General features: G+C 39.1%; 8 protein-coding genes. 6 read left to right on the top strand and 2 right to left on the bottom strand.

Going from position 1 to position 12253, the window contains the following annotated elements:
• Positions 1-13: 13 nt before the first annotated feature.
• Entirely contained in the window at positions 14-2191 is a 2178-nt protein-coding gene (locus FJ366_00130; GenBank protein ID MBM3893998.1) for a hypothetical protein, read from the bottom strand.
• A gap of 170 nt (positions 2192-2361) precedes the next feature.
• On the opposite strand from FJ366_00130, the gene metG reads away from it, so the two are divergent.
• A complete protein-coding gene (gene metG, locus FJ366_00125; GenBank protein ID MBM3893997.1) occupies positions 2362-4320 on the top strand; it encodes a methionine--tRNA ligase in 1959 nt (652 codons plus the stop codon).
• Between the two features lie 38 nt (positions 4321-4358).
• Here metG and FJ366_00120 read toward each other — a convergent pair whose 3' ends face one another.
• Positions 4359-5588 carry an alpha/beta hydrolase gene (locus FJ366_00120; GenBank protein ID MBM3893996.1) on the bottom strand — a complete coding sequence of 410 codons (1230 nt, stop codon included), beginning with the start codon at positions 5586-5588 and terminating at the stop codon, positions 4359-4361.
• Positions 5589-5906: 318 nt separating this feature from the next.
• On the opposite strand from FJ366_00120, the gene FJ366_00115 reads away from it, so the two are divergent.
• The 5 genes from FJ366_00115 to FJ366_00095 all read left to right on the top strand — a co-directional run bounded on the left by FJ366_00115 (position 5907) and on the right by FJ366_00095 (position 12166).
• On the top strand, positions 5907-7133 hold the full coding sequence (locus tag FJ366_00115) for an aminotransferase class V-fold PLP-dependent enzyme (GenBank protein MBM3893995.1): 1227 nt from the start codon (positions 5907-5909) through the stop codon (positions 7131-7133).
• Positions 7133-7501, top strand: a complete 369-nt coding sequence (locus tag FJ366_00110; protein ID MBM3893994.1) for an iron-sulfur cluster assembly scaffold protein — start codon at positions 7133-7135, stop codon at positions 7499-7501. The genes FJ366_00115 and FJ366_00110 overlap by 1 nt, the downstream gene beginning before the upstream one ends.
• 12 nt (positions 7502-7513) lie before the next feature.
• Positions 7514-9013, top strand: a complete 1500-nt coding sequence (locus tag FJ366_00105; GenBank protein MBM3893993.1) for a leucyl aminopeptidase family protein — start codon at positions 7514-7516, stop codon at positions 9011-9013.
• A gap of 150 nt (positions 9014-9163) precedes the next feature.
• Complete coding sequence (locus FJ366_00100) at positions 9164-11092, top strand: hypothetical protein (GenBank protein ID MBM3893992.1); 1929 nt, start codon at positions 9164-9166, stop codon at positions 11090-11092.
• A gap of 12 nt (positions 11093-11104) precedes the next feature.
• Positions 11105-12166, top strand: coding sequence for a DNA double-strand break repair nuclease NurA (locus FJ366_00095; protein MBM3893991.1), 1062 nt, complete (start codon positions 11105-11107; stop codon positions 12164-12166).
• Positions 12167-12253 lie beyond the last annotated feature (87 nt).

The raw sequence follows: 12253 nt of genomic DNA, 5'->3' as shown, positions 1-12253 counted from the left end.
TATAAAAATGCGATTAATATCCCATTCTTGTTGTTGGGTATCCCGCTTGAGGGCGTCCCCTCATTTGCTGTGGGTATTGTGAGCTTGTCATTGGCATTCTTCCTGCCATTCCAGGAACCATGCCCCGTTGTTGTGGTTGCATGTAGGGAGCTTGAGGTCTGAGTCCAGGTACAGTTCCAGCTCCTGTCATCATTGTTCCTGTTCCGTCCATCATACTTCCAGGTCGAGCCATCGATGGAGCGGGAAGTAACGGCATTTGCATTGGAGAGTTTGCAAAATTTCGTGGTCGTAGTTTAAATCCTTTAAGTTTTGAATTTTTAACTAAAGAAGCCTTATTTTTTCTTAAAATAGCCAGACTTTTGCTAGCTTTTGTTGCTAAAACAGGACTTTTACCTGCTGACTCGATAGCGATTGTGGTGTTGAGCAACAGTGCTTGTAAAACAGAATCTGCGGTGTAGTCGCCACCAAATGTGCTGCTTGAGCCAGACTTTGAGCCAATAAGTTTTACAGAGGATAAAAAAGACGTAGCAGTTTTTTGAAATAAACGGTCTAAAACAATGCATGGAAAGTTTGCAATGGAATTTGATGCGCTATTCCAGTTTACAGGGCGGTTGTTCATCATGTAGCCCTTTTCAAAGAAGTATCCAATCAAGTTTGCTCCATCAGCGGCGGTTGATTCTTCCATCATATATTCGCATGCTTCTGCTGCAAGGCAAATAAGCAGAAGATCAGAATCGTTTTTTGCAAGAAATCCAGCTTGAGATGCAACATCTGTGGTTCGTTTTGTAAAATAATTGGCAATAGCAGTAAGATCTTTGGTGTACATACCAAGGGTTGTTGTTTGCAGTTCATACATTACCGATCCTTTTGTTGGGCTGCATAAAAGATGGTCTGTTGCAAATGCATTTGCCCTGTTGACTCCAAGGCTATTAAGATTTGTTGGTCGAATAAGTTGTCCTCCGACAATCGCGTTGTACATTAAGTTGAATGTTTCTGCGGCAACAATCCACAATTCATCATGCGATCGCTCACTGCCTTTTAGGCCGTTGAGCCACCTGAGAATGCCATCTTTAAAAAGAAGAAACGCAAAGGTTTTCAGTCCCATTGATGTTTGTTGAATAAATGTAGGATCTACAATAAGTGAGCTGAGCATACGAGTACCTCGTATAAATGCTCGTTCTTCTAGCAATTCAACATCAGGAGAGCGAGCTTCTGAAAGAATGCCTTCGATTTGAAATAATTTATCAATATAGTTTTTTTCTATCTGGTTTTCAGTAAATGTTCCATCTGGGGCTGTTGTTCTGAGACAAACTGGTTGAACATAAAAAATTTGTTGGTGAATTTGCCAAAATATTCTAGCAGAAGGAGTTACGGTGTGAGACGTAAGTCCTTTTTTGAATGATGGATTACGTTCTGCGGCAGTTATCATATATGCCATAGCAATAAATTTTTCTTGTTCTGCCGCGTCTTCTGGGAGAGGTGTAATGTCGCCAGAAACTTTTTTGGATACTTTTCTGATAACCCTTTTATATCCGGGGCTCACTGCGTTCATGAGCTTTTGAATGCCTGAAACAGCTTTGTTGATAAGCGCAGAGGTTGACGCTCCGGTTTCGGTTGAAGCTGCAGTTGCTGCAAAATTACACCCTTTAAACACTTTTTCTAATTTAAGGCAGGTGCTGACAATATCTTCTTTTGGAGTTCTGAGGGTTATTAATGCAGCATCGTCAAATGCACTTTCTGCCTCTGCGATACTAACTGGAGTAACACCATATGATGGTTGCATTCCCGTTGAATTTGTCATGGAGTAGGGCGGTGTCATTGATGAAGTAGGCATTCTTCCCGCAGGGAAAGCTCCCATTCCGGGGCTTTGCATAGAGTATCCCCCAGCCATTGTTCCGTACGAGCTAGGATACGTTGAAAGTCCAGAGGGAGGTGTTGCTTGGTAAGACATTCCTGTACTTCCAACAGCAGCAGCAGTTGCGCGAAGCATCGCGAGCTCATCGGCCATAAGATCTTGTTGATATCCTGTTGATGTGCCGTATTGAGGTGATCCTGTCGCGTAGGCTGGTGATGAGTAAGGAGATGTGAGCACTTGCCCATAAGCATCGGTCCCATAAGATTTAAGAAAAAATATATTGAAAGTAAATATTGCAGCTATCACGCCGCAGGCGACTTGGGACATTTTTGGCATGTGAAATTGTCTCCCATAATTTTTGCATACAAGGGTTAGGCTTATGCAAACAAAATGCCAGGAACCGTTTTGATTGTGCAAGAAACGATGAGTGTAGAGTCTTGATAGAGTAGGGATTTGTTATAAACTTTGTAATATCGATTGTTTTTTATCAAATTAAGAATTCTGACATGGCTAAAAATAAATTTTATTGTACGACTCCGATTTATTATGTGAATGCAGCGCCTCATTTGGGAACCTTGTACACAACGGTTATTGCAGATGTTGCGTGCCGATGGAATGCTCTTCGCGGAAAAGAGGTCTTTTTTTTGACAGGAACAGATGAGCATGGTCAAAAGATTGCTGAAAAAGCAGAACAGTTAGGTCAAAAACCCCAGCAGTTTGTTGATTCGATGATTCCTCCGTTTAAGGCGGCATGGCAGCGGTATGGAATTGAGTATACAAAGTTTATTCGAACAACAGACAAGGCTCATGAAAAAGCTGTTGTAGAATTGATTGAGCGTTTAATGGCATCAGATGATGTTTATAAATCAACGTACCAAGGATTTTATTGCGTTCCAGATGAAACCTTTGTTGCTGGAGATGTTGATGGTCAGGCGCCGTTATGCCCATCGTGCGGACGATCATTGCAGGTGGTTCAAGAAGAGAATTACTTTTTTAGACTTTCGGCATATGCCGATAAGTTGCTTGAGTTTTATGCGGCAAATCCAAATTTTATTCAACCAAAAGAAAAATTTAATGAGGTCATAGAGTTTGTTAAAGGTGGGCTTAAGGATTTAAGTATTTCACGAAAAACCGTTACCTGGGGGATTCCATTTCCAGGAGATTCTCAGCATACCGTGTATGTTTGGGGTGACGCACTGACAAATTATATAAGTGCGGTTGGTTTTGGTGGTAACTCTGCTGAGGATTCAGAATTGCTTGTAAAATGGTGGCCTGCAGACTTGCATATCATGGGAAAAGATATTGTTAGGTTTCATGCGGTATATTGGCCAGCCTTCTTGATGGCAGTAAATTTACCTTGTCCAAAAAAATTACTTGTACATTCATACATTTTGGTGGGTGATACAAAGATGTCAAAATCGCGTGGCAATGTACTCGATCCAATGGTGCTTGCAGATACCTATGGCGCTGAAGCGATACGGTACTTTTTGATGCGATATACGTCATTTGCTCAAGATGCAAATGTGAGCCTGGATCAATTGTTAACTGTTGTTAATGCAGATTTATCAAATAGTTTTGGTAATTTGGTTAATCGTGTTTTATCTCTCGCGCTTGCTAACAATGGGGCTGTTGTCCCAGGAATGGAAAGCCTGGAAAATGATGGGGTTGTTTTACGAGAGAAGGCTCATGAGTGTATCGCGTCGGTTTGTGATGAGATGGCTCACTATAACTATCATTTGGCAATGGCTGCAATTTGGAAATTTATTGCAGAGCTCAATGCATATCTTCACGAGCAGCAGCCATGGAAAATTGTAAAAACAGATACAAAACGTTTTTTTGAAATTATCTCAATGACGTGTCATGGTTTACAGGTTGTTTCGACCTTGTTGTGGCCAGTTATGCCTGAAAAAATGAAATTAGTTTTTGCGGCATTGGGTATTAATCAACCGATTCTGGTTGGGTCTGATGCTACAGAACAATTACGCAAGATGACATGGAATAAGACATTTAAATTGACAATGCTTTCATCAACATTGTTCCCTCGAATTGAAGTTGCTCAACCAGCACAGCCAGAAGTTGCTCAGCCCGTTGCATCTGCTCAAACAGCGGTGGTGGCTCCGGTAGTTGCTGAGGCGAGTGCCATCACTATTGATGATTTTGCAAAAGTTGAAATGCTTGTTGGAACCATTCTTGAATGCGTTGCGATGGTAAATTCAAAAAAATTATTAAAATTACAGGTTGATTTTGGTCCAAGAGGAAAACGTCAGATTGTTTCTGGGATAGCTCAGTATTTAAAGCCGGAAGAACTCATTGGGTTGCAGGCTGTTTTTGTATGTAATTTACCCGAACGTAAGATGGGTGGAGAACTATCGCAAGGTATGCTTGTGGGGGTTGATGATAGTGATACACGGTTTTCGACACTTCTTCTTTCTTGCAAGATGCCAAATGGCGCGCGTGTAAAATAAATAATTGATCGTTTTTTATAAATAAGCAGTTTGGTAAATTATCTTTTTTTACTGAGCTGCTTATTTTCTTTTACCTGCTCAAGAAGCGAATATGTTTGTTTAAGTTTTTCTGGTGATTGCAAGGAGTATTCAAGTGCATCTGGTCCAAGATCTAGAAAGCAATTTGCGGACCAGGAAAAAAGTTGCTTGTATTTAATGTGATTTTGTAGGTGCCTTGCATCTGTTATGATTGCGGTTTTTTTTCCGGCTTTATGTTCCCAAACGCCATTAAATTGTTTGCTAGAAATAACCAAATCATTTGATCCATGAACATACAAAATAGGCGTGTTTTCTAATTTTTTGAGTGCTTCTTGGTTATGGTTTAGGTTTGCAGCACTTCCTCGAATATGTCGTTGCATAAGTGTTGTTTTACTGAGGTACATATACGCACGGTATAAAAGATATGTTCGCCAAGACATTGTTGTTTCTGATGGATTTCCTCTTTGTGGGTCATAAAAAAGCTCTGGCTTTTCAGCAAATCTATTCATAAGAGCCTGGCCATTTTCCCAGGCACCATCAAGAATTAATTTTTTAAATAATCCTGGATTGTTGGCAGCAGTTCGAATAAATAATCCCGTTGAATAACAAAATCCCACGCCATAGACGTTTTTATATGTTTTTTTAGTTTTAAAGTATTCAGTAATACTTAAAATTTCATCTTCTTCCTGCTGTCCGCCCTCAAGTGCGGTGAAATCAATATCAAGCATTTTTTTGAGTATCCAGCCAGGAATATACGATGTGCTATAGTCTAGTCCGTGTCCAATGTGATCAAAAATAACAACGTCATAGTCGACAAAGATCCCTAACAGTGGGGCAAGCATTTCGCGGGGATTTGCAAAACCGCCTCCGATTACAACAAGCTCATTGCTGCCGCGGTTGAAATAGGTGTAGGGAATTTTTTTCCGAGGATCACTTTTAAGTAAGACAGCGCCGCGAGAACCAGATCCAAGGTGCATTGGGAGTTGATCCAAGATCACCCGGGTGTCTTCTGGTTTTTTTAAAATAGCTGTATTAAAAAGTGTTTTATTAAGGTTTTCTAGAAGATCGTATTCTTCAAAAATAGCTTTTAATACAGTTTTTTCGATTGGCGAGTAACCATTTTGAACTGTCTTGAGGCAAACTTGATTTTTAGGAATAGGAATTATTTTTATATCATCGCATCGACTTTCGCCCGGGGCAAAAATCGCAGCAAATGCTAAAAATAAGTATAAATACCTAAAATTTTTCATTTTTGATTCAATATTCGTATTAATAATTTTTTACTCTCTTACCCCTAGTTTAAAGGAGTTTGCCGATTGATGGGGATATTGTGTAAAAAAAGATAAATTTTATTAAAAAAAGCCTTTTTTGCATGACTTGTGTCAAATGGAAAAGAGTTTGAGTCGGTTAGAAATTTTTAAAGAGGGCGGTTTTTAAGCATTTTTAGTCTTTTTTAGGTTTTCTTTATTCTATGGGTTGAATTTTGGATTTGAGACTTTTGATGATATTATTTTTTTATAAGGGTTTTTTACTGGTGAAATAGTAAAATGTAATGGTGAGGGGATTTTGTGAGCGAACTGATTCGTCATTTTTTTTCTTTTTTTTCAAAAAATGATAAAGAGCTTTTTTTTGATAGTGCGGCAACTTCTTTAAAGCCAGATTTGCTTGCTGCAACTGAGCAAAAAATAGCATCCTTTGCAACTGATATTGTTCATAGAAGTTCTCATTTTGCCGGAAGTCAGGCGACTCAAAATTTTGAAAATGTTAGACAATTTATCGCGAAAAAAATGAATGCTGATAGATCTGAAATTGTTTTTACTTCTGGCGCAACAGCTGGATTTAATATCGCAGCGCTCTCTTGGGCAGAAAAGAATCTGAAAGAAGGAGATGAAATTATCATCTCAATCGCAGAGCATCATTCAAGTTGTTTACCATGGATAGAGGCCGCAAGACGAAAAACGGCAACTATTTCGTGGGCAAAATTTGATAAAGAAACATATTTGTTCGATCAAAAAGATTTTGTTTTTACTCCAAAAACAAAGGTTCTTGTTGTTTCTGCGTATTCAAATGTTCTTGGTCCGATTTGGAAAGATCAACAGGAATTGTATGATTTGATATCAAGGGCTCATTCGCTTGGAATTATCGTTGTTGTTGATGGAGCTCAGCAAGCGCCTTTTTATTCAATAGATCTAAAAAAAATGGATGCTGATTTTTATGCATTCTCTGCTCATAAAATGCTTGGGCCACAGGGTGTTGGTGTTTTGTTTGTAAACAAGCGTATTCATTCTCAGCTTTCACCAGCGTTTGTTGGTGGCGGTGCATTAGATTATTTTTTTAATGATACACCGATGTATAAAAAGATGCCCTTTTTCCTAGAATCTGGAACTCCTCCAGTTGCTGCTATTATTTCATTCGGAGAGGTTTTAAAAAAAGTAATACCCACTATTGATGTTGATATTGAGTATAAGCGTATAGTTCGTCTTATGGCTCAATTCATTATTTTTTTAAAAACAATTCCAGGTGTTACTGTTTTAGGAAATGAAGCGTTGTTACAATCCGACGGCCATTTGGTTTCTTTTCTTGTAGATGGGCTTCATGCGCATGATATTGCAGAGATATTGAGTGCAAAAAAAGTCTACGTTCGAGCTGGGAAAATGTGTGCTCATCCATTGTTTGATTATTTAAATTGTAGTGCTGCGTTACGGGTGAGTATGTATTGGTATACAACTGAACATGAGGTTGTACAGTTGTGTTCAGAAATTGCAGACGCAATTGCGCGATTGCGAGAATTGTAATGGCGCTTATAGATAATAGATTGCTCGTGGATCATGCCAAAAATCCTCGATTTTACGAGTTATTACATTCTCCATCACATCAAAAAACAATAAAAAATATGTCATGTGGTGATGCTGTGACAGTTTCTTTGCATCTTGTCGATGGTATTATTTCTGCAGTTGGATTTAGTGCAGAAGGTTGTATGCTGTGTCGTGCGGCAACATCGATTTTTTTGTGCAATATAAAAGGCATGCAGGTCTTGAATGTTTTGGCATTAACGGAAGAAAATCTTTTGGATATGCTTGAGTCAAGAGAGATATCGCATGGTCGGCGTCGATGTGCGATGTTGGGTTTTGAGGCAGTGCAAGCAATGCTTGGCTCTAGTTAGAGAGGATGATATATGATTTCATGTGTGGGGTCTGTTAAAAATGTGGCAGATGTTGCTGCGGATGTTAAAGTTCTTTTTGTTGCAGAAAATGCATCGATAGAAAGTCGTTTTCAGGCGCAGTTGAATGAACATTTCAAAAATCCTGAAGTTCTTTTGAATGCACATAAATTTACTGGAAAAAAGGGTGATTTTGTTTCACTTTCAACAGTGTCTGCGGATCAACCTTTTTATATGGTTCTTGTTGGACTTGGTAAAAAAAATAGTTCAGGATTGCTTGATTTTGAAGTATTTCGAAATGCGCTTGGTAATGTTGTAAAATTTGCAAAAAAAATTGATGCAAAAATTGTTTCACTTGGTCTTTCTGGTGGAAGTGATTTTGGTATGACATCTGCGCAGGTAGCGCAACAAGCAACAATTGTTGCAACAATGGCAACATATGTTTTCGATGATTACAAAGACATTAAAAAAGAAAAAAAATCATGGAACGTTCAATTTGTATTCTGTGGATTTGATGAGTCGCAAGCAATTTCTGATGGTACAATTATTGCTCAAGCGATCAACAAAATTCGTCGATATGCAGATGCTCCTGCAAATATTGCAACGCCAACTTATTTAGCTGAAGAAGCTCGTAAAATAGCAGATCAGTATGGTCTTTCATATACCTGTTTTGGAAAAGAGCGAGCACTAGAGCTTGGGATGGGTGGACTGTTGGCTGTAGGTGCTGGCTCTGCTCAACCATTTAAGTTTGTAACGATGGAATACTCTGCTCCTGGTGCTACACAAACAATCGCATTGGTCGGCAAGGGAATTACGTTTGATACTGGTGGTGTCAGTTTAAAACCAGCAAACTACATGACTGGAATGAAATATGACATGTCAGGAGCGGCTGCGGTTTTTGGGGCGATGCAAATTATTGCGCAACTAAAACCTGCGGTGAATGTTGTTGGTATTACTCCATTAACGGAAAATATGCCGGATGGTGCTGCATCACGACAAGATGATATTATTGTTCATATGAACGGCGTGACTTCAGAAATCGAAAATACAGATGCTGAAGGTCGATTGATTCTTGGTGATGCACTTTGTTATGCAGAACAGTTTTTCAAGCCAGATTTTATGATTGATATTGCAACATTAACAGGAGCATGCTCACATGCGTTGGGTACTTTTTATGCAGGTATGATGACCGATGATGATGCTTTGGCGGATCAACTTTTTAAGATTGGTAAATTTGTTGGTGATAAAGTTTGGCGCTTACCGTTTGATGAAGTGTACAACGAAGGTGTAAAATCTGATGTTGCAGACATTGCAAATAGTGGTAAGAAAAATTATTACGCAGGTACTATTATTGGCGGTGTTTATTTACGTCATTTTGTAAAAAATGCGCGATGGGCACACTTGGATATTGCTGGTGTTGCAGATGGTGTTCCTGGCGTCAGCTATGTTGGATCTGGAGCAACCGGAGCAGGTGTTCGATTGTTTGTCGAATTTATTAAGCAAATAGCTGGATAAATTATTTAAGATCTTTTTAAAAGCCTCGATTAAAATCGGGGCTTTTTTCTTGCGTAGCATTTAAAGATTGTGATATTTACCGCGTTGTTGTGGTGGTAGATGCAATTATGTTTGTTTTGATACAAAAACAAACTGCAGCAAGGATAGAAAATGATTCGAATAATAAAAAAAGGTGTGTTGCTTGGTGCAGCAGTTGTTTTTTTGGGAGTGGTGCAGGCTAGTCCAGTTACGGCTGATGAAAAAAATTCTTCGGTTGGAAATGCGTTTGATTTAGTAAGTAATTTTCAGAAAAATGATACATTCAAGCTCCTGGTTCCGATCCAAGAAAAAGACATGGAATTGTATGTTGGCGGAAACACTAAAATTGACATGTATAAAGTGCGCAATGGAGTTCGTTTGACAAAAAATATTGATGATCAGGTTAATCAATGGCGTCAAAGAATAAAGTTGGGAGTGCAATCAAATTTTGGAAAAAAAGAATTCAATGGAACTCCAATTGCAGAAGCATCGTTAATTGCTGGCGCAACATTGTTTTGGCGTTCAGTTTTTACAAAAAAGTTTGGTATTTATGATGCCCCAATGAAGCAAGATTTTATTAATCCTCCGGTGACTTTAGCCATTGATGAAGCATGGTTTAAGTTTAACTTAGAAACGCTTACATCGGCTTTTGATACGATGCCAGTGTCGGTTAAGGCTGGATTCTTCCCGTATTGTGTTGGTCGTGGTATTTCGATGGGTGATCGCTCCTATGGCGGTGTTACCTACATGGGTTTTTCGCGACAAAATGTTCAAAATTATATGCCTAAATATGCTCCAGGTGTTTTGCTGCATGCTGAAATTCCATCACAGCATCTTTCGTGGGATTTTTATTACAGTCCATTTGTGAGCGAAAATGCATCTGTGTATGTTCAGGATGTAAGTCGTAATCAACATATTGTTGATATGGATGATAAGGGTGCGCATGGTAGACATTTGTTTTCATTTTCTATGGCCTATTTAACCGAGCCTGCAAAAGATTCTAGCGTTCGATTAGAGCCATATATGGTCTACTATAAATCGCAACGTCAAACAGTCGAATCGCCTTCTGATTCGCCTATAAGTTTTACAACTTTTGGAACGATGATTGATGTTGCCGTGGGACAGCTCAGTTGCAATTTAGAAATGGCAACGCAGCATGGATATCAAGATGTTTTACCATGGATTGATACGCGAACAACGGTCACAGAATATCATCCTGGGTACAAAATTAAGCTTGGTGGAAGCATGTTCATGTTTGATATGAAATATCAGATGGAAGAATATTCGTTAGAACCTGCGATGGCGATTGCTTATTTCTCTGGAGGAGATTATCCGTATAACGACACCGTTGGTCAGTATCATGCACAGATGGGTGATTTTGCAACGCTGCGTGAAGCACAAACTGCAACAGATGGTCGAAAAGACAAAGTCTTTAAAGGTTTTTTACCTTTGCGAGATTGGGGATACAGGGGTATGTGGTGTAGTCCGTTAGTTATGTTTAGTGCTGGAGTAATTCCGCGTCCTGTAGATTTTGATTTGAATGGTTTAACAACGTATAACGACAGTGATTGTGCAACAAATTTAATGTTGTTTGGATTTGGGGGAACATGGCGTCCTCTTGCACAGAAAGAAAAACTTTCAGTTGCAACCGCAATGTTTTTCTGTGGTATGCCTCGTCCGCCGTTGAAATGGAATAAAACAGCAGCTCAGCCTGGATTTGTTGGAGATAATGACTCTATTCGAGCTTCAGCGTCTTCCACTGGAATTGTTGGATGGCAAGAAACAACTCGAGCAAGTTCTTTCTTGGGTGTAGAGCTTGATATGGTTGTTAATTATAAAGTGACTCGCGATTGCGAATTGAGTGTTCGTGCGGGTGCATTTTTCCCTGGAACATTGTATGGTGATACTGCTGGTAAACCAAATATTAACTCGGCAGTTGTTAAAAACCAATTTGTACAATCAACCAGTGGCGTTCCGTCTCAATCTGTTGTCGTAACTAATAATGGATTGGGTCGAGATCCTGCATATGGATTGTATGTGCGAATGGGGTATGATTTTTAATTTAGGAAAAATGTGCTCGATCATAAAAAAATAGCTCAAGAAATTATTCGACGTACAGGTGGTTTGCGACAACGCGAACAATCTGTACGTCGTTTTTTTGTTCCAGCCTTGCAAAAACTTTTTGCCGGCTTGCAGGTTGGTGATTTTATTGGTTCTCAGTATTGCGTGATTGCAGAAGGATCTTCTTTTTCATCATTAAAAAATAAATCGGTTGAAGAATATTTAGTCTGGGGCGTTGATGGCTCTCAGGTATATCCAGATCCGCAGTTATTTGGGGGAGATACCGCCATTATTAATGTTGGAGGTATTCAGCTTTTATATGAAAAAGACAACGGGTTTGCGGATTTATTTATAACAACTGAGTTTATTGTTCAAGAAGAGTTTTGCAACCAGGCTCCGAATCTTGTTTTTGGTCCAGAAATAATCGATTGTATCCGCTTTTTACGTGAAATAGAGTGTGGCGTAGGTCGTTTTTTGCAAAAACCAGGGGCTTTATTTGGTTTTTTGTTGTTTGATGGCTCGATGGTTCCCCAGGGGTTAATGCTTAAAAACGCTGCAGTTCAGCAATTTGTTATGAAAAAATACGTGGAACTGTTAAAAATAATTCGTGAAAAGAGCATTCCTGTGTGTTGGTACACGAGCAGTCCACGGTCTCTTTTGTGGGCAACTGCGGTTGAGTTTTCTGAGGGAACAGATGTTGATTTGTTGTCTCAGAGTATGAGCCAAGGTGAGATTTCCCCGGTTCTTGGGTATAAAAAAAATGAGTTATTTGGACACGAGCTTTCTGGTTTAGATATGCCGGTTTTTGTATATCTCAAGATGGGAGAAGATGTTGTAAAATTGGAGTTTCCTTTATGGATCTTTGAGCATAAGGACCTTTTTGAACGGCTTTTTTTCAGTTTATCCGATCAGGTGAAAAAGGGGTTTGGGTATCCTGTGGCTCTTACCGAGGCTCACATGCATGTTGTGGTCACAGAAAATGATCGTCAATTAATTTTTGCGTTAGCCGAACAAGAAAAAGGGTATAATTCAACTAAGAACAAAAATTTTAGAAAAAAAATTATCCCTGTGTAATGTTATTTTTATAAAAAATTGATAAAAATGCGTAACAATGCCCTCTGATTATAGGGCGGTGTTATTTTTTAAAAATTATGTTTTTAT

The organism is Candidatus Dependentiae bacterium (genome assembly GCA_016871815.1).
Taxonomy (GTDB): Bacteria; Babelota; Babeliae; order Babelales.
The sequence above is the reverse complement of the archived record's forward strand: the minus strand, read 5'-3'. Positions and strand labels throughout refer to the sequence as shown.